Origin of the sequence: Acinetobacter sp. AR2-3 (assembly GCF_001878775.1) — a bacterium.
Taxonomy (GTDB): Bacteria; Pseudomonadota; Gammaproteobacteria; order Pseudomonadales; family Moraxellaceae; genus Acinetobacter; species Acinetobacter lwoffii_D.
Map to the genome: position 1 here is coordinate 47,386 of NZ_MJIQ01000021.1, position 21,438 is coordinate 68,823.

General features: G+C 45.8%; 18 protein-coding genes. 7 read left to right on the plus strand and 11 right to left on the minus strand.

The features are described from left to right. Positions 1 to 213: 213 nt before the first annotated feature. From msuE to BFN00_RS01605, 3 genes are all read left to right on the plus strand, one after another. The gene (msuE, locus tag BFN00_RS01595) at positions 214 to 948 is read left to right on the plus strand and encodes an FMN reductase (RefSeq protein WP_071850260.1); all 735 of its coding nucleotides are present in this window, start codon (positions 214 to 216) and stop codon (positions 946 to 948) included. 26 nt (positions 949 to 974) lie between these two features. Continuing rightward, positions 975 to 2,087, plus strand: a complete 1,113-nt coding sequence (sfnG, locus tag BFN00_RS01600; RefSeq protein WP_071850261.1) for a dimethylsulfone monooxygenase SfnG — start codon at positions 975 to 977, stop codon at positions 2,085 to 2,087. A 147-nt stretch (positions 2,088 to 2,234) separates the two neighbouring features. Further along, positions 2,235 to 3,638 carry a cryptochrome/photolyase family protein gene (locus BFN00_RS01605; RefSeq protein WP_071850262.1) on the plus strand — a complete coding sequence of 468 codons (1,404 nt, stop codon included), beginning with the start codon at positions 2,235 to 2,237 and terminating at the stop codon, positions 3,636 to 3,638. A 67-nt stretch (positions 3,639 to 3,705) separates the two neighbouring features. On the opposite strand, the gene BFN00_RS01610 is transcribed toward BFN00_RS01605, so the two are convergent. Next, on the minus strand, positions 3,706 to 4,887 hold the full coding sequence (locus BFN00_RS01610; protein ID WP_071850263.1) for an acyl-CoA dehydrogenase family protein: 1,182 nt from the start codon (positions 4,885 to 4,887) through the stop codon (positions 3,706 to 3,708). Positions 4,888 to 5,017: 130 nt separating this feature from the next. Next, positions 5,018 to 6,964 (minus strand): acetate--CoA ligase, encoded by a 1,947-nt coding sequence (gene acs / locus BFN00_RS01615; protein WP_071850264.1) that lies wholly within the window; start codon positions 6,962 to 6,964, stop codon positions 5,018 to 5,020. Between the two features lie 270 nt (positions 6,965 to 7,234). Here acs and BFN00_RS01620 point away from each other — a divergent pair, with 270 nt between their 5' ends. Continuing rightward, the gene (locus BFN00_RS01620; protein WP_071850265.1) at positions 7,235 to 7,813 is read left to right on the plus strand and encodes a DUF805 domain-containing protein; all 579 of its coding nucleotides are present in this window, start codon (positions 7,235 to 7,237) and stop codon (positions 7,811 to 7,813) included. 106 nt (positions 7,814 to 7,919) lie between these two features. Then, entirely contained in the window at positions 7,920 to 8,900 is a 981-nt protein-coding gene (locus BFN00_RS01625) for a mechanosensitive ion channel family protein (RefSeq protein WP_004281355.1), read from the plus strand. Here the strand turns inward: BFN00_RS01625 and BFN00_RS01630 are convergent. From BFN00_RS01630 to prfB, 5 genes are all read right to left on the minus strand, one after another. Continuing rightward, positions 8,874 to 9,587: a 16S rRNA (uracil(1498)-N(3))-methyltransferase gene (locus BFN00_RS01630; RefSeq protein ID WP_071850266.1), complete on the minus strand. Its 714-nt coding sequence runs from the start codon at positions 9,585 to 9,587 to the stop codon at positions 8,874 to 8,876. The two genes, BFN00_RS01625 and BFN00_RS01630, sit on opposite strands and share 27 nt — an antisense overlap. A 228-nt stretch (positions 9,588 to 9,815) precedes the next feature. Next, positions 9,816 to 11,096 (minus strand): 3-deoxy-D-manno-octulosonic acid transferase, encoded by a 1,281-nt coding sequence (locus BFN00_RS01635; RefSeq protein ID WP_071850267.1) that lies wholly within the window; start codon positions 11,094 to 11,096, stop codon positions 9,816 to 9,818. A gap of 82 nt (positions 11,097 to 11,178) precedes the next feature. Further along, on the minus strand, positions 11,179 to 12,264 hold the full coding sequence (locus BFN00_RS01640; protein WP_071850268.1) for an alkene reductase: 1,086 nt from the start codon (positions 12,262 to 12,264) through the stop codon (positions 11,179 to 11,181). A 15-nt stretch (positions 12,265 to 12,279) separates the two neighbouring features. Continuing rightward, entirely contained in the window at positions 12,280 to 12,579 is a 300-nt protein-coding gene (locus tag BFN00_RS01645) for an ArsR/SmtB family transcription factor (protein WP_004281346.1), read from the minus strand. Positions 12,580 to 12,725: 146 nt separating this feature from the next. Further along, positions 12,726 to 13,821 (minus strand): peptide chain release factor 2 gene (prfB, locus tag BFN00_RS01650; RefSeq protein ID WP_101627160.1). Its coding sequence is split into 2 segments (ribosomal slippage): positions 12,726 to 13,748 and positions 13,750 to 13,821, totalling 1,095 coding nucleotides; the frame shifts between segments, so codons are not numbered across the junction. Between the two features lie 501 nt (positions 13,822 to 14,322). Between prfB and BFN00_RS01655 the strand changes: the two genes are divergently transcribed. Both BFN00_RS01655 and BFN00_RS01660 read left to right on the plus strand, forming a co-directional pair. Continuing rightward, on the plus strand, positions 14,323 to 15,102 hold the full coding sequence (locus BFN00_RS01655) for a putative porin (RefSeq protein ID WP_004647252.1): 780 nt from the start codon (positions 14,323 to 14,325) through the stop codon (positions 15,100 to 15,102). A gap of 174 nt (positions 15,103 to 15,276) precedes the next feature. Continuing rightward, positions 15,277 to 16,077, plus strand: coding sequence for a putative porin (locus BFN00_RS01660; RefSeq protein WP_004647251.1), 801 nt, complete (start codon positions 15,277 to 15,279; stop codon positions 16,075 to 16,077). A gap of 52 nt (positions 16,078 to 16,129) precedes the next feature. On the opposite strand, the gene recJ is transcribed toward BFN00_RS01660, so the two are convergent. From recJ to guaB, 4 genes are all read right to left on the minus strand, one after another. Further along, the gene (gene recJ / locus BFN00_RS01665; protein ID WP_071850269.1) at positions 16,130 to 17,830 is read right to left on the minus strand and encodes a single-stranded-DNA-specific exonuclease RecJ; all 1,701 of its coding nucleotides are present in this window, start codon (positions 17,828 to 17,830) and stop codon (positions 16,130 to 16,132) included. Positions 17,831 to 17,832: 2 nt separating this feature from the next. Further along, on the minus strand, positions 17,833 to 18,489 hold the full coding sequence (gene pdxH / locus BFN00_RS01670; RefSeq protein WP_071850270.1) for a pyridoxamine 5'-phosphate oxidase: 657 nt from the start codon (positions 18,487 to 18,489) through the stop codon (positions 17,833 to 17,835). Positions 18,490 to 18,503: 14 nt separating this feature from the next. Further along, positions 18,504 to 19,835, minus strand: coding sequence for a phosphoglucosamine mutase (gene glmM / locus BFN00_RS01675; RefSeq protein ID WP_034437971.1), 1,332 nt, complete (start codon positions 19,833 to 19,835; stop codon positions 18,504 to 18,506). 123 nt (positions 19,836 to 19,958) lie between these two features. Next, positions 19,959 to 21,425, minus strand: a complete 1,467-nt coding sequence (gene guaB / locus BFN00_RS01680) for an IMP dehydrogenase (protein WP_004281332.1) — start codon at positions 21,423 to 21,425, stop codon at positions 19,959 to 19,961. Between the last annotated feature and the right edge of the window lie 13 nt (positions 21,426 to 21,438).

Consider the following 21,438-nt stretch of genomic DNA (forward strand, 5'->3'; position numbering starts at 1 on the left):
TATATCACTTATTCCTCACTGAAAAAGCTTATCTACATTCAATATAAATATAAATATCATAAACTTAACCCTAAATTAATTTTAAAAAATCAGGTCTTTGTCGTATATCGCAAAATCAGATAACTTTTCAGCTTTTCGTTATTTTACACGCCTTCGCTGAATCGGGATTAATAGGGACATTCCGAGATTATCCCTATTTTTCAGGTTCTAAATATGTCTAATTTTAATGCGCAAAAACCCTTAAATATTGTTGCCGTATCTGGCGGTTTAAATCATCCTTCAAAAACCGAAGCCTTGGTTCAGGCCATTCTGGATGAGCTTGGGGAAGCGACACCAATCAATGTGCATTTCATTAAATTTAGCGAAATTGGTTCGCTCTTGGGCGGTGCAATTTACCGCAATCAGTTGCCGCAACGCGTTCAGGATGATCTGGCAGCAGTAGAAGCCGCAGATGCGCTGATTGTGGGCACTCCTGTATACCGCGCTTCATTTACCGGCCTGTTCAAGCATTTCTTTGACTTTGTCGAGCAAACGGCGCTGGTGGATGTTCCGGTATTACTGGCGGCTTCCGGTGGCAGTGACCGTCATGCGCTGGTGCTTGAACATCAACTGCGTCCATTATTCAGCTTCTTCCAGGCACAAACTTTACCGATTGGGGTCTATGCCACCGACCGCGATTTCACCCCTGCATATACCATTCACAGTGAATTGCTCCGCGACCGGATTACTCTGGCTGTGGCGCGTGCATTGCCGATTCTTGAATGGGCACCGGCCAAGGGACAACGTGCTGAGGTCATTAAAGAAAAAACCATTCAAGCGAGTCAAAATCTGGGCATTAACAAGCAGATCGAACAAGAAGAAGTATTACCTTCTGCAGCCGTGCCGAGCCTGGATGCCGCAGAATCGCGTTTACATAGCAAAAAAGCACCAAAGACTCAAGTGGCTTGAACACTGCATTGCAGAGGGTGATGAATATGTCGAATGATAAAAATATCGTATTTGCCTATTGGGTACCGAATGTCAGTGGTGGCTTGGTGGTCAGTAACATCGAGCAGCGCACCGACTGGAGCTATGACTATAACGTGCGTCTGGCACAAACCGCTGAACAGGCAGGCTTTGATTATGCTCTGACCCAGATCCGTTTTACTGCCGGCTATAATGCAGAAAACCAGCATGAATCGGTGAGTTTCAGTCATGGTATTCTGGCCAAAACTGAACGCCTGAAAGTCATTGCCGCGATTCTGCCGGGTCCTTGGAAGCCGGCACTGGCTGCCAAACAACTGGCGACGATTGACCATCTGAGCAATGGCCGGATTGCGATCAATGTGGTCAGTGGTTGGTTCCGTGGTGAATTTGATGCGATTGGTGAAGAATGGCCGGAACATGACGAGCGTTATGCCCGTTCGGAAGAGTTTATCCGTAGCCTGAAAGGGGGCTGGACCCAAAACAACTTTAATTTTGAAGGTAAATATTATCAATTCAAAGACTATACCCTGAGTCCGAAACCGCTACAAAAACCGCATATTGAAATCTTTCAGGGCGGCAGTTCCCGGGCAGCACGTGATATGGCTTCTCGCGTATCTGACTGGTACTTCACCAATGGCAATACCCCGGAAGAGCTGAAAAAACAGATCGATGATATTCGTGAAAAAGCCAAGGCAAATCATCACTCGGTGAAAATTGGTGTAAATGCCTTTGTGATTGCACGCGATAGCGAAGAAGAAGCCCAGGCCGTCTTGCAGGAAATTATTAGCAAGGCCAATGTGCAGGCAGTAAAATCTTTTGGTGAGGCCACCCGTGAAGCCGGCGCAGCAAGTCAGGAAGGTGAAGGCAACTGGGCCAAATCCACCTTTAAAGATCTGGTGCAATACAATGACGGGTTCCGCACCAATCTGATCGGGACACCGCAGCAGATTGCTGAACGGATTATCGAACTGAAAAAAGTTGGCGTTGATTTGATTCTGTCAGGCTTCTTGCACTTTATTGAAGAGGTTGAATATTTTGGCCAGAAGGTACTGCCTTTGGTTCGTGAGCTTGAAGCACAACAGGTAACGCCTGTGCAGCAAGAAGAAGCTGAGCCCGTATAATCATTCTAATAAATCTCAGCAGATTCACTCCCTCCCTCGAGGCTCGGCTTGGGGGATTTTTTTATGTGATAAAATTGTTGTCTGGCTAGGTTTAAGACCATCAATTCCTTAAAATTCTGCACTAACGACTTTCCAAGAATTTTAACAATGCAACTGATCTGGTTTCGTCAAGACCTCCGCATTCATGATCATGCCGCGCTGTGGCATGCCACCCAGCAAGGCACCTGTATAGCACTGGTGGTTCTCTCTCCCGAACAATGGAAGCTGCATCAGGATGCCCGGATTAAAATCGATTTTTATCTGCGCCGCCTCGACGTCTTAAAGCAGCAGTTAGCGCAGCTGAATATTCCATTAATCATTTTAAATGTTCCCTTATGGCAAGACCTGTCTGCCGAAATGCTAAGTCTGTGCCAAAAACTGCAGATTGATACGCTACATGCCAATATTGAAGTGGGCGTGCATGAACTGCAACGTGATGCACAGGTACAGCAGATACTGGAACAGCAGCAGATCCGGGTCGAGCTGTATCATGATCGCAGCCTGTTTCCACTGACCAGTATCCGCAATCAGTCCAATCAACCCTATCAGGTCTATAGCGCATTCAAGAAAAAGTGCTATGAGCGACTGATTCAGAATATACCGGGCTGTTACCCTGACATTCAGGCTCAAGATCCGGTTGAATTACCAGACCAGCTGAACAGCTTTGATCTTCAAAAATTTGCGGCTGATTATTCTGTCGATCATACTGCCCAGCTCTGGCCTGCGCAGGATCATGCTGCCTTAGAGCTGCTCGATGATTTTATCGAGGATAAAATAGCTCACTATAAAACCGAGCGAGAGCTACCTGCAGTCGATGGTACCAGCCGCCTGTCACCGTATCTGAATATAGGCATCCTCTCAATCCGTCAATGTATGCAGACCCTGTTTAAGGACAGTTATTTCCAGATTGATGATATCGGTCAGCAGACCTGGCTGGATGAACTGCTCTGGCGCGAGTTTTATCTGCATACCCTGTTTGATTTTCCCCGTGTATCTAGGCATCGGCCTTTTAAGGAAAATACCAATAACATCCAGTGGCGCAATGCACCGGATAATTTGGCTGCCTGGCAACAAGGACAAACCGGGATTCCAATTGTCGATGCCGGCATGCGGCAAATGCGGGCCACTGGCTGGATGCATAACCGGGTGCGCATGATTACTGCGATGTTTCTATGTAAAAACCTGCTGATTGACTGGCGTCTGGGAGAAAGCTGGTTCATGCAGCATCTGATTGATGGCGATCTGGCAGCGAACAATGGCGGTTGGCAATGGTGTGCCTCGACCGGCATGGATGCCGTACCTTATTTCCGGATTTTTAACCCGGTCAGCCAGTCACAGAAGTTTGACCCGAATGGGGATTACATCCGTCAATGGGTGCCAGAACTGACACATCTGAATGCTAAATCTATTCATGAACCCTATGCTAAAAATCCGGATCTTGCACTGGATTATCCAAAACCGATTGTGGATCTAAAAGCCTCTCGTGTAAGAGCGATTGAAGCGTTTAAGTAAATTTAAAACCAAACTTTTTCATCCCGAATAAAACAGCCTCCGATAAAGAGGCTGTTTTATTTTTAGATCAGGAATAAAAACTCGGATCAGGCACTTTTCCAGTCAGCACCCATTCCCCCACTTCCTGATATTTATAATCGATCGGGTCATGCAAGGTCTGGGTGCGGACATTGCGCCAGAAACGGTCCAGATTGAGCTTGGCCGTGGTGGCCCGCGCACCCATCACCTGGAAAATATTCTGGGTAATATAGAGAGAGGTATTGGTTGCGGCAATTTTCGCTGTGGCAATGGCAACTGAGACTTCACCGCGCTGTTCAGCACTTAAATCATTCCCAAGCTCCCAGGCTGCCTGTAAAGCCTGAACCGCTTTATCTGCCAGTAAACGTCCACCTTCTAGTTGTACATAGAACTCGGCAAAATGCTTCTGGGTAAAAGGATCATTGACTGCATCTTCTGCCAGTGATTTGGACCAGGCTTTTTGAGTTTTTACGGTCTGTTTGGCGACGTCAAATGCCCCTTCTGCCACGCCCAAAAACAGATGTACGAAAATCAGTTGGGCAATCAAAGGACGCAGGCTGGAATATGGCGTACTCAGTGGACCGGGATTTAACAGCAATTCATCTTCATGAATGTTGACCTGCTCAAAATGGCTGGTACCACTGTCGGTCTGGCGTTGGCCTATATTATTCCAGTCACCCAGAAAGCTCACGCCCTCTCGCTGGGTAGGAATCACACCTATCAGCAATTTTCCGGCTTCGTTATAGCCTGAACACAGCAACATATCCGAATCGATCGAACCCGAGCAGAAGCTTTTATCGCCATGAAAAATATATTCGTTTTCTGAAACTTTTATGGCTATGGTACGACGGTCCAGCGGATTCAAAGTATTACCCCAGAACAGATTATTTTGGGCAGTCTGTTCAAACCACGGAGCATATTGTTCAGATTGAGAAAATAATTGCACGGTCGCAATCAGCAAATGGTGAAAGCCATAGACATGGGCCAATGAACTGTCGACTTGGGCAATGGTCTGAATGGTGCTAAAAATGGTCTGCCAATCTGCTTCCTGACCGCCATACTGCTTCGGAATAGACAAACCGAGCAGGCCACTCTGACGAATCAGGTCACGCTCAGCTTTGGGATTCCCCCCCTGTTTGTCCCGCTCTGCTGCAGTTGGGGCAAAAGTTTCAGCCAGTTCCCGGGCAATCTCTAAAGGCGACTGATCGAGATATGATTGTCGTATATTCATTGTTTTTGGACCTATATTCAGCATGGCTCGAGCTTAGCAGATTGCAGCCTGTCACTATATCCGAAAGCATGCAGAGCTTATTCCCGATATAAAAATACCGGCAGGACGCCGGCATTTAAAAAGTTTAAATTTAAGCGTTATTACGCTGTACCTCTGCGATCAGATGATCCACCACTTGCGGTTCAGCCAGGGTGGAAGTATCTCCGAGACTGTCCAGCTCATCAGCTGCAATCTTTCTCAGGATCCGGCGCATGATTTTCCCGGAACGGGTTTTTGGCAATGCCGGCGCCCAGTGCAAGGCATCGGGAGTCGCCACTGGCCCGAGAATCTTGCGTACCCAGTTGACCAGCTCCCCACGTAATTGATCTGAACTGGCAACATCAGCCTGCAAGGTCACAAAGGCACAAATTCCCTGACCTTTAATATCATGCGGCATACCAACTACAGCGGCCTCTGCCACCGATTCATGCGCCACCAGTGCACTTTCAATTTCTGCAGTACCTAAACGGTGTCCGGATACATTTAGGACATCATCCACCCGGCCGGTAATCCAGTAATAACCATCTTTATCACGACGTGCTCCATCCCCAGTGAAATAGGTACCCGGATAGGTCGAGAAATAAGCTTCAATAAAACGCTCCGGATTGCCCCAAATGGTACGCATCTGACCCGGCCAGGAGTCTTTAATCACCAGATTACCCTCAGCTTCGCCTTCCAGTTCCTTGCCATCGGCATCGACAATAGCCGGTTGTACGCCGAAAAAAGGCCGTGTCGCAGAACCCGGTTTTAAATCAGTCGCACCCGGCAATGGCGTAATCATGAAACCGCCAGTTTCAGTCTGCCACCAGGTATCGATGACAGGACAGCGGCTTTCACCGACCACAGTGTAGTACCAGTTCCAGGCTTCCGGATTAATCGGCTCACCCACTGATCCTAAAATTCTCAGGCTACTGCGATCACTTTCCCGTACAAAAGCATCCCCTTCTCGCATCATGGCGCGGATCGCCGTTGGTGCAGTGTAGAGAATAGTGACGTTATGCTTGTCGACAATATGCCCGGTACGTGCCCAGCTTGGATATTGCGGTACACCTTCAAACATTACCGTTGTCGTACCATTCGAGAGAGGCCCATACAGCACATAGGAATGTCCGGTGATCCAGCCCACATCTGCGGTACACCAGAACACATCATCCTGCTTGATATCAAATGCTTCACGGAAGGTGCAGTTCACATAGGTCAGATAACCGCCAGTGCTATGCATCACGCCCTTAGGCTTGCCGGTGGAACCTGAGGTATACAGGATAAACAGCGGATCTTCGGCATTCATTGGCTCCGGTGGACAGATGTCATTCACTGACATAATTTCCGTGTGATACCACAGATCACGCCCGTCCTGCATTTCAATCGGGTTACCGGTGCGGTGTACCACCATTACATTTTGAATGGAGTCTGTACCCGCCAGTTTCAGTGCTTCATCGACATTGGCTTTCAGCGGAATGGCTTTACCGCCGCGCATGCCGGAATCGGCTGTAATCACCATTTTCGCCTGACAGTCTTCAATCCGGCTAGCCAGAGAATCTGGCGAGAAACCACCAAATACCACGCAATGTACCGCTCCGATCCGTGCACAGGCCAGCATGGCAATCGCGGCTTCAGACACCATCGGCATATACAGCATGACCCGGTCGCCTTTCTGGATGCCATTTTTCTTCAGCACATTGGCAAAACGGCAGGTTTCATCATGCAGCTCGGCAAAGGAAATAATCTTGTGCCGCGAAGGATGATCCCCTTCCCAGATGATCGCCGGTTTATAAGGATGTTCTTTCAGATGCCGATCCAGACAGTTGGCACTGACATTGAGCTGACCATCGGCAAACCATTCGATTTTAAAATCGTCTTTATTAAAACTGGTATTTTTGACTTGGGTAAAGGGCTTGATCCAGTCCAGACGTTGCGCCTGTTCTGCCCAAAATTTATCTGGCTGTTCTATAGAATACTGATAACGTTCGAAGTACTGGTCTTCGAGCGTACGTGCTGTTTTTTTAAATTCTTCGGGTACTGGATAGATCTCTTGCATAGGTCACTTCCTTGATTTTGTTCTATCTCATCACGAGAGGTTAATGCTGCGTTGTTGATTGTTTTTTATGCATAATGGCAGTATGGCCTGCTTATTTCAAATCCGGCAATCATGCTTTCGTCGTAGATTGTTTATACAAATTCAATCAAAATAAACCACAACTTACAGTACAGAATCTTCTGCGCAACTGTGTATGATCTGTAGCACAGCCCTTTAAAAATAAAATTGATCGCTTGTAGTTATTTCATCTGATTTAGCAGGATACACTTTATGAAATCGCCTGAATCTCCCTACTTTAACCCGCCTGCGCTGCCTGCAACCGATCATCCCCTGTCGATTAAAGGTCGCTTCGGGCGCTTGAGCTTTATTGCCTGGTCGGCATTTCTGTATTTCATTTTTTTATTTGGCAGTATCGCACTGGGTCTCAGCATTGATATTGTGAATATTTCTACCCACTCCATGGATCCCAACTGGCTGATTTCACTGCAAGGTTTGGCCAGTATTGTTGTACTGGCCATGGTTCTGGTCTATGTGTATTTCGCTTTAGTGGTGACCGTTCGCCGTTTGCATGATATGAACCGCAGTGGCTGGTGGGCGCTATTATTTTTGCTGCCGCTAGTAAACATTTTTGTATGGCTTTATATCGTTTTTGGTGCGGGCGATCGAGGCACTAATCAGTATGGTCCGGCACGGATGACCTTGCTCTGGGAAAAAATTCTGGCCTGGCTGATGATTATCCTGACCCTGCTTAGCTTGTTGGGATCTATCGCTTTATTCAGTTATATGAGCGGTGAAGAACAAACACCTACCCCTACTGAAATGATGCAAAAAACCACCAAATACTTTTAACAACAGCGCCGTTATTTTTAAAATTATCCACTGGTGACTTCAAGCCCTTATTAATTTTTTGCTGAACATCAGGCAAAATAGGCAAAATTTGAATTGTGGAATTTTTGTGGCAGAGCAAAACAATACCTTAAGCCAGGTAACTGAGGGCACCACGGAGTTGTTACATCAGGCAACTGAAAAAACGACCCAGACCGTGATTGAACATACCGCCAAGTATAATGATGCCTACAGCACCATTGACAAGATCATGGAAGGTTTCTGGGAACGTGTGCCTTATTTCTGTATCGCGCTAATCGTGATTACGATTTTCTGGTTACTCTCCAAAGTCTTCAAGTTTTTCGTACGTAAAACTTTGGAAAACCGTTCTTATACCCGCCAGAATCTGGTGTTGGTACTCAACCGTGTCGGCAGTACCTTTATTATTTTCTTTGGTATTCTGATTGGACTGGTGATTGCTGTTCCTGGCTTTACCCCGGGTCAGCTGATGAGTGCCCTCGGAATTGGTTCGGTCGCGATCGGTTTTGCCTTCAAGGATATTTTCCAGAACCTGCTTTCTGGCGTGTTAATTCTGCTCAGCGAACCGTTCAAGATTGGCGACGATATTATCGTGAATGGCATGGAAGGGACGGTTGAAGATATCCAAATTCGTGCGACCTTTTTACGCTCACCGGATGGCCGTCGTATTGTAATTCCGAATGCAACGGTCTACACCAGTGCGGTTACGGTGAATACTGCCTATACCCGTCGCCGCTGCGAATTCGTGGTGGGTATCGGCTATGAAGATGACATCCAGAAAGCCAAGGACCTAATCACCGCTATTTTAGATAAAGATCCAACCATCCTGAGCCAGCCTGGCTTTAGTGTCAACGTCACGGCGCTAGCTGACTTTTCTATTACCCTAAAAGCCTTCTGGTGGGTCGATACCACTGAAACCGGCACCGGAACTTCAATCAGTGCAGTGCAGGAACGGGTGATTCAGGCTTTTGCCGAGCATAATATTTCGATTCCGTATCCGGTACAGGAAGTCAAAGTCTATCGTGGTGAAGGCAATGAAGAAGCTTCAGCACGCGCTAAACAGTCGACCTAAAACATAGGGAATCACAGTTTCTGTACGAATAATACGGTTGCCCAGACTCACAGCCTGGCAGCCGTTTTTGATGAGTAAATCAACTTCATATGGAATAAATCCACCCTCCGGACCAATAATAATCGTACAGGGATGCTCAATCGCAAATGGCATCGCATGCTCTGCATAAGGATGTGCCACATAAGCCGGACCATCCGTACTAATCAAACCCGGCAAGATATCTTCAACAAAGGGTTTAAAGCGTTTATAGAGCTCTATTTTCGGAGCAATCGTATCGCCTGCCTGTTCCAGTCCCAGCTCGATATAATGATTTAACTGCTGTAAAAATGAGGTTTGCCAATAGCTTTTATCGACGCGATAGCTATGCAGTAAAATGATTTTTTCAACGCCCAAAGTGACACTGTCCATGATCAGACGGCGCAGTACTTTCGGACGTGGCAAGGCCACAATTAAAGTCACTGGCAATTTTTCTGGAACCGCTTCTTCTTGCAGTGGTTTCAAGCGCGCTGCTTTTTCAGAGATTTCGACAATCTCAGTCAGGTAACGCTGACCTTCCCGAATTCCAACTTTTAATGTATCCCCCACCTGAATCTGTAGATGTTGCTGTAAATGTTCCAATTGCCGAGTTGAGGTAATCGACCAAAGTTCAGTTTCGGTTTGACGTGGATCAAGCAGGACGATATTCATAAGGAAGATAAAACCAAAACATTAACATGCAAAATATTCAAATTAGGTATTATCGCCAAATTTGAAATCGTGTGTGGCGACATGGATGTTGCCCGCGGTACTGAGGTACAGGAAGTACCTTCAGTACCGCAAAGGATTTTTGCTACTTTTAATCACTTAAAAGTAGAAATCTTCTACGAATGACCAGTTGTCTCAGAAAGGTAGATTGAGAATATGACTAGCACACACTTAGAGATACTGATCAATCACCTGAATATGCTTGGCAAGCGATCCCGTATTTAACTGCATAATTTGCTGCGCTGCCGCATTCAAGATTTCCGCCTTAACCTGATCTTGCAAAAGTTCCAGTAATACCTCTGCAGCCTGCTGGGCATCCTGCACCACTGCGACTGCGTCTGCCTGAACGAACTCATCCACGATAGTCTGAAAATTAAAATAGTTTTTGCCTAAAACAGTCGGCACATTCAGCGCAATCGGCTCCAAAATATTATGTCCACCACCTGGCTCATTTAAAGAACCACCGACATAACAGGCCTGGCTCAAAGCATACCAGAGCCACATTTCACCGATCGAATCGGCCAAATAAACCTGGGTATCTGCTTCGATACGTTGCCCTAAACTACGACGCTGAGTTTTTAATCCCAAAGACTGTGCAGCCTGGAACACCTCATCAAAACGTTCCGGATGGCGCGGTACCACAATACAGACCAAATATGGATCAGCTTCTAAAGCAGCTTTTAAAGCACTCAGAATTTCTTTTTCTTCAGGAGCATGAGTACTAGCTAACGTGACGATCTTTCGCCCCCCTAACTGCCACTCCTGTGTCAATTGATCTGCCTGCTGGATAAAGCGCTCGGGCGCAGTAATATCAAATTTGATATTGCCCAAAACCTGGGTTTTTTCGGCTGCTATTCCTAACTGGATATAACGTTGCTGGGTGGCAATATCCTGTGCCAAAAGCTGGGTTAACTGCTGTAGCATGCCTCTAGTCAGACCTTTGACCTTGGTATAACCTTTGGCAGATTTTTCAGACAGACGCGCATTCAACAATACAGTTGGCACATTAAACTGGGGTGCCTGATCCAGCAGATTAGGCCAAAGCTCGGTTTCCATCAGCAATAAAAGTTTCGGCTGATACTTTTGATAAAATTCACGAATTAAAGTTTTCTGGTCAGCAGGCAAATACACGGCTTGAAACAAATCAAGATAAGGCGCTTTTAAAAAAAGTGATTTAGCGCGTGCCTGACCGGTTTTGGTGGTATTGGTGACCAGCACCGGATGGCCAAGTTTTAAATAATGTTCAATTAACGGTTGGGCAGCATTGGTTTCACCCACCGACACCACATGAAACCAGATGGCATGCAGGTTTTTGGGTGGCTGAAACGGGCCAAAACGTTCTGTTAGTTCTTGTTGTAATTGTTCAGGATCGGTCGCACGTTTACGGATACGCGATTGATATAAGGGTTTAACCAGCGCCAAGGCTGCGTTATACCAAAATGGAGTGGCCACATTGCGCCCCTGTCCAAAGATTCAATGGGCAGAATATAGCAGAGCCACATCAACATGTTAATCAATGTGGCTCATTTTTAGATTATTCTACTGTAGTTAAAGCTTCTGCTTCAGCCAATGTCGGATAATCAATATAGCCTTCCGCGACATTGGTTCCGATCATATTTTCCAGCTTCAGTTCATTCAGCGGCGCATCTTCGAGCAGACGTTCGTATAGATCCGGATTGGCAATATACGCCTTACCAAAAGCCACCGCATCAGCCTTGCCTGAAGCCAGTAATTCAATGGCATCTTCACGACTTAGTTGCATATTGGCAATATAAGGCACTCCATTTGAGCGCTGTTTCATATATTCAGAAATACTGTCTTCTGCCAGATATTCACGGGTAAAGAAGAAGGCAATCTTGCGCTTACCCAGCTGCTCCATGGCATAGCCAAATGTTTCACGTGGATCATTGTCGCCCATGTCATGGTCATCACAACGCGGCGCAAAATGCACCCCTACACGATCTGCGCCCCATACTTCAATCAGTGCATCAGTTGCTTCTAGCAGGAAACGTGTACGATTTTCGACTGAACCGCCGTATTCATCTTCACGCTGATTGGTTTTGCTTTGCAAGAACTGGTCAATCAGATAACCATTGGCAGCATGTAATTCAACACCATCAAAACCGGCTTCTTTAGCACGAATCGCGGCTTGCTTATATTGCTCGGTAATCGCTTGAATTTCCGAAATTTCCAGCGGACGCGGCAACACATAAGGACGTTTTGGACGTAACAAGCTGACATGACCCGCCTGTTGTACTGCACTTGCAGAGACTGGTGTTTCACCATTTAACAGATCCGGATGCGATACACGACCAACATGCCAAAGCTGGGCAACAATCAGACCGCCCTTCTCATGAACCGCTTGAGTAACCTTTTTCCAGCCTTCGACCTGAGCATCGGTAAACAATCCTGGAGTATTTAAATAGCCATTGGCTTCTTCAGAAATCACTGTGGCTTCAGAAATGATCAGGCCAGCACTTGCACGTTGCGCATAGTACTCAACCATCATTGGGGTTGGAACGCGATCAGCAGTTGCGCGGTTACGCGTCAGCGGCGCCATGATGACACGGTTTTTAAGCTCTAACGCACCGAGCGTTAAAGGAGAATTTAATTCAGCCATCGTTACTCCCACCTGTTAAAGGTGTTGTTGTAGGTGTTCGATAAATTGTTGAATCAAAGTTTCATTGCGGGAGAAATATGACCACTGTCCATGCTTGGTCGCAGTGATCAGGCCAGTCTGCTGTAATACAGACAAATGATTGGACATGGTGGACTGGGAAACCTGGCCCAAACGTTCAATTTGACCTGCACAGACCCCACGTTGAAAGCCACCACACTCTTCCGCAGACAGATATTGCTCCGGAGATTTTAACCACTCCAGAATTTGTCGACGGGTCGGATTGGCTAAGGCTTTAAAAATTAGATCAAGGTCCATAGGCACATCACAATCAGTGGCGCAACGAAACTTTATTCAGCATCTGCGACCATTATATCGTATTTTTTCGATTTATATATCGAAAATTTTAGATATAATAATCACAATCTGCACAAGCTTTGTTACGCCAGCTTTTAAACGATTTCTTACAGGCCCTGTTTCAGGCTTGCTTCGATAAATTTGTCCAGATCACCGTCCAGAACTGCGCCAGTATTGGAATTTTCCACACCTGTACGCAAATCCTTAATACGTGAATCATCCAGGACATAAGAACGGATCTGACTACCCCACCCAATGTCAGACTTGGAATCTTCCAGTGCTTGTGCCGCTTCGTTACGTTTGCTCATCTCGAGCTCATAAAGTTTGGCACGTAACTGCTTCCAGGCGTGGTCACGGTTGGCATGTTGTGAACGCTGGTTCTGACAGGCCACCACAATTCCGGTCGGTGCATGGGTTAAACGCACGGCAGAATCTGTTTTGTTAATATGCTGACCACCCGCCCCTGATGCACGATAAGTATCGGTACGAACATCGGACGGATTGATTTCAATTTCGATATTGTCATCAACTTCCGGTGACACAAACACGGCAGAGAACGAGGTATGACGACGGTTGCCCGAGTCAAAGGGCGACTTACGCACTAAACGGTGTACACCAGATTCGGTACGTAACCAGCCATAGGCGTACTCACCTTCCACACGAATCGTCGCAGATTTAATCCCGGCAACATCCCCATCAGATTCTTCCATCACTTCTGCTTTAAAGCCATGACGTTCAATCCAGCGTAGATACATACGTAGCAACATAGACGCCCAGTCCTGTGCTTCTGTACCGCCTGAACCAGCTTGAATTTCCAGATAGCAAGGATTTGGATCCATCGGATTATTGAACATACGGCGGAATTCAAGCTTGGCCAGTTCTTCTTCAGCCGTGCTCAGTTCAGCCTGTACATCTTCTAGCAAGCTTTCATCATCCGCTTCAACCGCCAGATCAAGCAAAGCCTGTGCATCTTCAAGCTGGGTACTTAAGCGATCCAGCACATTTAATACATTTTCAAGCTCGCCTTTCTCTTTGGCCATCGCTTGGGCACGACTCTGGTCATTCCAGATGGTTGGATCTTCTAATTCACGCAGGACTTCTTCTAAACGCTCTTTTTTCAGATCGTAGTCAAAGATACCCCCGTAGTGTTTGACCACGTTCGTTTAAGTCTTTTAATTGGTTTAGATACGGATTAATTTCCACGTGAATTACTCTCAATCAAAATTAGGCACAAAATTCTTAGCCCGATATTATAGCACAGTCTATTTCTGCTATTTTAATGATTCATTCAGTCTAAAGCTCGAATGTTTTGAGCATTTAGACCTGTGTTTTCCTCATCCAATTTTCCACATTTCATAGGCTCTTTTGCGTCTTTTTAGCTGAGATTTTTATTGACTTTTTAGCCTCACTTTTATGACCGAAATATAATTTTGCAATTGATTTTATAATCTAGGATTTCTTAGTGTACTGTATAAAAAATCAGCAAATTCAATAGATTCCACAATATCTACACACTTTTAATAAAACACTACATTATAAATTTAATTTTATTATTCAGTCACTTGTTTAGCAAAAATTACACAAGATTACGCTATTCACATTACTGTAACTTTCCTTTGATTGACGATCTTTGGAATTGCTCTAGACTGAAAGTTGTAACAAAAAGTGTAATGTTTTTAACTCACGATTTGAGGGGTAGTAACCATGAAAAAATTAGCGATTGCTTCGGCACTACTTTCAGCAATAGCAATGACTGGTACAGCAGCACATGCTTACCAAGCAGAAATTGGTGCATCAGCAGGAGTGGTTGATCCTGACAACGGTGGAACTAGCGGTTCTTTCGGCGTTGATGGTACATATTACTTCAATCCAGTTCAAACACGTAATGCACCATTAGCAGAAGCAGCATTCCTTGATCGTGCTAGCAACGTGAGTGCGCAATATCAATATAATGAAATTGGTGATTCTGAAGCGCATCGTTATGGCGTAGGTGCAGAGTACTTCGTACCGAATTCTGACTTCTACTTAAGCGGTAACGTCAATGGTCATGATCTGCAAGACAATGATGATCTAGAAAATGATTTAACTACGTATGCAGCTGAAGTCGGTTATCTGCCAGCGCCAGGTCTATTGATTGCGGCGGGTGTGAAAGGTTGGGATAACGACAATGATGATGGCGTAGATCCAACATTGCGTGCTAAATATGTGACGACATTAAGCAACGGTAAAGACATCAACCTGGAAGCAGGTGCAGCATTTGGTGATTTAGATGAATACAATCTGGCAGCAGATTATTTCATCGACAAAACCTTGAGTGTCGGTGCTGATTATCACAATAATGATATTACCGACAAGAGCGAATTTGGTATCAATGCACGTAAGTTCATTAACCAACAAGTGAGCTTAGAAGGCCGTGTCGGCTTTGGCGAACAGTTTAACAATGACTACAATACCTTTGGTGTAGCAGCGAAGTACCGCTTCTAATCTAAAACCAAAAATTAGTCATGCATAGAAACCCATCCTCGGATGGGTTTTTTTATTGCACTCTTAACAAGCATTTAGGTATTTTTGCACATTGACGGGGCGAATATAAACTGTACAATTTGTTACAACTGTTCATCAAACAGTCATATTTTTATAACAAAGAGAGAAATCTAAATGCTTAAGAAACTTGCTCTTGCTACAGCGCTTCTTGCTGGCCTGGGAACTGCACATGCTTACCAAGCTGAACTTAATGTCGGGTATGAAAATACAGATATTGATAATGTTGGGGATCTAGATACATTTTTCATCAATGGAAAATATTACTTAAACACTGTTCAAGTTAAGAACTCTCCACTTGCAGAAGCGGCTTTCCTAAATAAAGCAAGCAATATTGGCTTAGGTTATGCAAATGCAAGCGGTGATGGCGATGAGGATATTGATGTATTTGGTGTAAGTGGCGAGTTTTATATTCCAAATACTCAATTTTATGTAAGCGGCACTATTAACCAGGTTGACTTTGCTGGTGAAGACAATACTGGCTATGCTTTTGAAGTTGGTTACTTACCAGTTAATGGCCTACTATTAGCAGCTGGTGCAGCTAATGAAAGCGTTGATCCAGTTCAGGTAGCAAATTATGGTTTTGTCCCTAACCTCCTAAATGCTGTTACTGTAGGTGATGATACTGCACTATCTTTACGTGCAAAATATGTGACTCAGATTGGTAATCATTTTGCCAATTTTGAAGGTTTAACTTATTTCGGTGATGAAACAACTTATCGTTTAGGCGCTGATCTTTATATCGATCCAACTTTAAGTGTGGGTGTATCAATCGCGGATTCTACAGAAGATGATTCAGATACAGTATTTGGTTTACGCGCACAAAAATTCTTTACACCTGCAATTGCAGCTGGCGTGAACTATACAACTACTGACGGTGCTGACTCTTTCGGTATTAACGGTACTTTCCGCTTCTAATCTCTCCGATTAAAAGCATAAAAAACCGCTCACTCGAGCGGTTTTTTATGGCCTATTGTTCTAAATGGATAATCCGCATTTGCAAGCTGATATTGCCATTAAATACATTTTTATCCAGCTCATAGACCAATCGTGTATCTTTCATCGGGTCAAAGTCATATTTATCCGCTGCATTGAAAGCGATCGCATCCACGACCTGCCCATTCTCCAACGCCACACGTAACTTAAGATGCACATCTTTAAGCCAGCGATAGTCCATGATTTTGAACACACCATCAAAAATCGGTTGGGGGAATTTTTGCCCCCATGGACTTAAATTCTGTAATAAATCGACTGTTTCAATGTGAAAAGCAGAAGCTGGCAGCTCTCCATCCGTCCATAAAGTCGCAGTGAATAAATCCTCGTCCATCGCACCAACAAGTGCTTCAAAAACCTGCTTAAACTCAGCGAAATTTTCTTTTTTCAGGGTTAAACCGGCTGCTGCTGCATGTCCGCCAAAATGACTGACTAAATGGGGATATTGCTCCGCCACCTGTTCAATCGCATCACGAATATGAATACCTTCAATCGAACGCGCCGAGCCTTTGATATGAATCCCATCCTGATCCGCGGCAAAAACAATACTCGGACGATGAAATTGCTCTTTCAAACGCCCTGCCACAATCCCAATCACCCCCTGATGCCAATGCTGTTCAAACATGATCAGTGCAGCAGGTAGTTCAGTTGCATCCCACTGAATTTTATCCAGCTCAAGCAAAGCTTCCTGCTTGATTTTTCCTTCCACCTGACGGCGTTCGACATTGAGCTGATTCAGTTGTTCAGCCAGCGGATAAGCAGTTGTCAGATCAGGAGCCAGCAAACATTCGATGCCGATATCCATGGTTTCCATGCGTCCAGCTGCATTAATCCGTGGGCCCAGAACAAAGCCTAAATCTTGAGCTTTCAGACCAGCCGGATCACGTTTGGCAATATCAAGTAGCGCACTAATCCCTGCTCGGCACTGCCCTTGCTGGATCCGTTTCAGCCCTGCATCGACCAGAATTCGGTTGTTATAGTCCAGACTCGCGACATCGGCATAGGTACCGAGCGCTACCAGATCAAGATAATTGGTAATTACCGTAGAGGATTTTCCAAGTTTCTTGCGATGGGTAGACAGATTGGCCAGTACATAAAAAGCCACCCCGACCCCGGCCAGTGCCTTGCTTGGAAAGTCGCAACCCAACTGATTGGGATTGACCACGGCTTCGGCTTTTGGTGTCGGCTTGGTCGTCAGATGGTGATCGGTAATGATCACCTGCATGCCATGATCCTGCGCCTGTTTGACTCCGTCATGGCTGGAAATGCCATTGTCCACGGTAATCAGTAAATCAGGTGTGAAACTGACAAAAGCCAGATCTGCAATTGCGGGTGTCAGTCCATAACCATACTTAAAACGGTCTGGTACCAGATATTCAACATTGGCACCCATATCACGTAGTGCCAGCACCATGAGTGCGGTACTAGTCGCGCCATCGGCATCATAATCACCGACAATCACGATTTTCTGGCCACGATCAATCGCCTGATCCATCAATTGAATCGCTTCGGGCAATCCTTTCATGGTCGGTGCCAGCAAATGCTTCAGCTTGAGCTCAAGCTCCTGTTCGGATTCCACCCCACGCCGGGCCAGAATCTCGGCTACAAATGCAGGAACGCCCGGCAATTTTTCAGGACGTGTCAGCAATGGACGTTGTTTGATTTCCAGTTTTTGCATGGTTATGGCATTAAGCGCTCTAAAGTCCAACCGGCATCGGTTTTGCGATAACTTAAACGGTCATGCAAACGGTTCGGACGACCTTGCCAGAATTCATAATAATCGGGTTCTAGACGATAACCGCCCCAGAATACCGGCTTATCCAACTCTTGCTGATTGGCAACCTGGGTATGCAAATCCCAAAAACGTTGCTGCAATTCCTCACGACTGGCCACGACGCCACTTTGCGGGGTACTGATATGCGCGGCAATCTGGCTTTCTCGTGGACGTTTATGATAATAATCGGTCGATTCTTCTTCCGATATTTTCTTTACACGACCCGAAATACGAATCTGACGTTCCTGATCCTGCCAGTAGAACAACAGTTCGGCATAAGGATTTTTAGCCAGATCTAAACCTTTTTGACTATCATAGTTGGTATAAAAATCATACCCTGCGTCAGTCGCTCCACGCAGCAATACCGTACGCACATGCGGACGGCCTTGTGCATTGGCTGTTGCCAACGACATGGCATAGGGCTCGTGCAATTTTGCTTCCATTGCATGGTTAAACCATTGCAAGAACTGCATATGCGGATTCGGATTGACTTGCTGTTCCTGTAACTCGCCTTTTTCATAATTCAGGCGTAGTTCACTTAGATCCTTGATCAGATCACTCATTATCTATGTTCCCGTTAAGCTGCATTGGCACGCACAGCATCTGCCAGGCTGTTTGCAAGTGTGGTGACTTCAGCCAGATCATCGCCTTCGACCATCACACGAATGACAGGTTCTGTGCCGGATTTACGAATCAATAAACGGCCACGGCCTTTAAGCTGCTGTTCGGCTTTTTCAAATTCAGCTGCCAGTGCAGGCACTGAATAAGGATCAAACATGGCATTTAAACGTACATTGACCAGGACATTTGGCAACAGTTTAAAGTCAGCCACAAGTTCATGCAGGGCTTTTTTCTGTTCAACCATCACCGTTAATACCTGCAAGGCGGCAATAATCGCATCGCCTGTGGTGCTCTTGTCCAAAGTCAGAATATGACCTGAAGGCTCACCACCAATGGTCCAACCATTTTCTTCCAGGCCCTGCAATACATAACGGTCGCCGACTTTGGCACGTAATAACGGCACTTGTGCTTTTTCCAGCGCCAGTTCCAATGCCATATTGCTCATTAAGGTACCCACAATACCTGCAGGTTTTTTCGAGCTTTGAGTCGCAAGAATATAAAGAATATGGTCGCCATCAATCAGATTACCGGCTTTATCTACGAGAACCACACGGTCGGCATCTCCATCAAAGGCAATACCCAAATCCGCTTGATGTTGAACCACAGCTTGTTGCAAGCTTTCCGGATGGGTTGAACCACAGCCCTCATTAATATTTAAACCGCTCGGCTCATTGTGAATCGCAATCACACGTGCACCCAGTTCACGGAACACTGCAGGCCCCACGTTATAGGCTGCGCCATTGGCACAATCCACTACAATGGTAAGTTCATTCAGATCCAGATGATACGGGAACGTCGATTTACAGAATTCAATATAGCGACCATTAGCATCTTTAACCCGGATACTTTTACCCAGATTCGCCGTATCTTCAATCAAAAAATCTTTTTCAAGTTCCTGATTAATTTCGTCTTGTAAAGCATCTGGCAGTTTTTTACCTTCTGCAGAGAAGAACTTAATGCCATTATCAAAATACGGGTTATGCGAAGCGGAAATGACAATACCCAAGCTGGCATGTAAGGCACGGGTCAAGTGAGCAATCGCCGGTGTCGGTAGTGGACCTAAAAGATGAACATAAACGCCAGCGGCATTTAAACCTGCTTGCAAGGCTGCTTCCAGGATATAACCAGACAAACGGGTATCTTTACCCAGAACCACCAATGGTTTGGATTTTTTACTATGGCGTTTTAAAACTTTTCCGGCTGCAAATCCCAGTTTCAGGGCAAACTCAGGGGTAATCGGCAATTCGCCAAACTTTCCACGAATACCATCCGTACCAAAATAACTCATCTTTATCTCACTTCTTAGCGGATGATTGATATCACCCATTTTTTTCCTTGAGTCACACTTTACACCAAAATAAAAAAGCCGTCATTTGCATGACGGCTTTTTAAAATTTTAAATCACAGGAAATTAACCTACGCGATAGTTTGGTGCTTCTTTGGTAATGGTCACATCATGTACATGCGACTCAGACATACCAGCAGAAGTGATTTTCACAAACTTGGCATTCTGACGCAGGTCTTCAATCGTCGCAGAACCGGTATAACCCATCGAAGAACGTAGGCCGCCCATCATCTGATGTACGATATTACCCATTGGGCCTTTGTACGGTACGCGACCTTCAATACCTTCTGGAACCAGTTTCTCGGCACCAGCCTTGGAGTCCTGGAAGTAACGGTCAGCAGAACCTGTTGCACCTGCCATCGCGCCCAATGAACCCATACCACGATAGGCTTTGTAGTAACGACCCTGGAAGAATTCAACTTCGCCCGGTGCTTCTTCAGTACCGGCCATCAATGAACCGACCATAATCGTGCTTGCGCCCGCGCCAATCGCTTTGGCCATATCGCCAGAGAAACGGATACCACCATCCGCGATCAAAGGAATCTGATCTTTCAGCGCATTGGCAACAGAATCAATCGCAGAGATCTGTGGCATACCAATACCCGCCACAATACGTGTGGTACAGATTGAACCAGGACCAATACCAACTTTAACGGCATCCGCACCCGCATCAAGCAACGCCAGCGCAGCATCACCTGTCGCGATGTTACCGCCAATCACCTGAACTTGTGGATAGTTGGCTTTCACCCAACGTACACGCTCGATCACACCTGCAGAATGACCGTGTGCAGTATCGACTACAATCACGTCCACACCTGCGTCCACCAAGGCTTCTACACGGCTTGGCGTTTCTGCACCGGTACCGACAGCAGCACCAACACGCAGACGACCCAGGTCATCTTTACAGCTGTTTGGATACAATTCAGCTTTACGGAAATCGGTTACCGTAATTAAGCCTTTCAGCTCTTGCTGATCGTTGACCACCAATACTTTTTCAATACGATGCTGTTGCAATAAGGCTTGGATATTTTCTTTCGATTCGCCTTCACGAACAGTCACCAGACGATCCTGACCAGTCATGATATTGCTGACTGGCTGCTCAAGATTGGTTTCAAAGCGTGTATCACGACCGGTCACGATACCCACCACTTTGCCGTCTTTCACAACGGGCACACCACTGATATTGTTGGCTTGAGTCAGCGCAATCAGTTCACGTACTGTGGTTTCAGGAGTCACTGTAATCGGGTCTTTGACCATACCCGCTTCGAATTTTTTCACACGGCGCACTTCTGCAGCCTGAACCGCGATATCCATGTTCTTGTGCAAAATACCGATACCGCCATTTTGCGCCATTGCAATCGCCATACGGGACTCAGTCACCGTATCCATTGCTGCGGACACAAGAGGAATATTCAGGTTAATGCCACGAGTTAAACGTGTCTTTAGGGAGACATCTTTTGGAAGAACAGTAGAATAGGCAGGGAGTAATAGGACATCATCGAAGGTTAACGCGTCTTGAACGATGGTCAACATAACAGTCTCACTG

Coding starts and splice junctions, on each gene's coding strand:
- BFN00_RS01610 (WP_071850263.1), bottom strand. CDS start 4,887: ATGAATATACGACAATCATATCTCGATCAGTCGCCTTTAGAGATTGCC.
- guaB (WP_004281332.1), bottom strand. CDS start 21,425: ATGTTGACCATCGTTCAAGACGCGTTAACCTTCGATGATGTCCTATTA.
- BFN00_RS01655 (WP_004647252.1), top strand. CDS start 14,323: ATGAAAAAATTAGCGATTGCTTCGGCACTACTTTCAGCAATAGCAATG.
- glmM (WP_034437971.1), bottom strand. CDS start 19,835: ATGAGTTATTTTGGTACGGATGGTATTCGTGGAAAGTTTGGCGAATTG.
- BFN00_RS01645 (WP_004281346.1), bottom strand. CDS start 12,579: ATGGACCTTGATCTAATTTTTAAAGCCTTAGCCAATCCGACCCGTCGA.
- BFN00_RS01660 (WP_004647251.1), top strand. CDS start 15,277: ATGCTTAAGAAACTTGCTCTTGCTACAGCGCTTCTTGCTGGCCTGGGA.
- BFN00_RS01640 (WP_071850268.1), bottom strand. CDS start 12,264: ATGGCTGAATTAAATTCTCCTTTAACGCTCGGTGCGTTAGAGCTTAAA.
- pdxH (WP_071850270.1), bottom strand. CDS start 18,489: ATGAGTGATCTGATCAAGGATCTAAGTGAACTACGCCTGAATTATGAA.
- recJ (WP_071850269.1), bottom strand. CDS start 17,830: ATGCAAAAACTGGAAATCAAACAACGTCCATTGCTGACACGTCCTGAA.
- BFN00_RS01605 (WP_071850262.1), top strand. CDS start 2,235: ATGCAACTGATCTGGTTTCGTCAAGACCTCCGCATTCATGATCATGCC.
- msuE (WP_071850260.1), top strand. CDS start 214: ATGTCTAATTTTAATGCGCAAAAACCCTTAAATATTGTTGCCGTATCT.
- sfnG (WP_071850261.1), top strand. CDS start 975: ATGTCGAATGATAAAAATATCGTATTTGCCTATTGGGTACCGAATGTC.
- BFN00_RS01620 (WP_071850265.1), top strand. CDS start 7,235: ATGAAATCGCCTGAATCTCCCTACTTTAACCCGCCTGCGCTGCCTGCA.
- acs (WP_071850264.1), bottom strand. CDS start 6,964: ATGCAAGAGATCTATCCAGTACCCGAAGAATTTAAAAAAACAGCACGT.
- BFN00_RS01630 (WP_071850266.1), bottom strand. CDS start 9,587: ATGAATATCGTCCTGCTTGATCCACGTCAAACCGAAACTGAACTTTGG.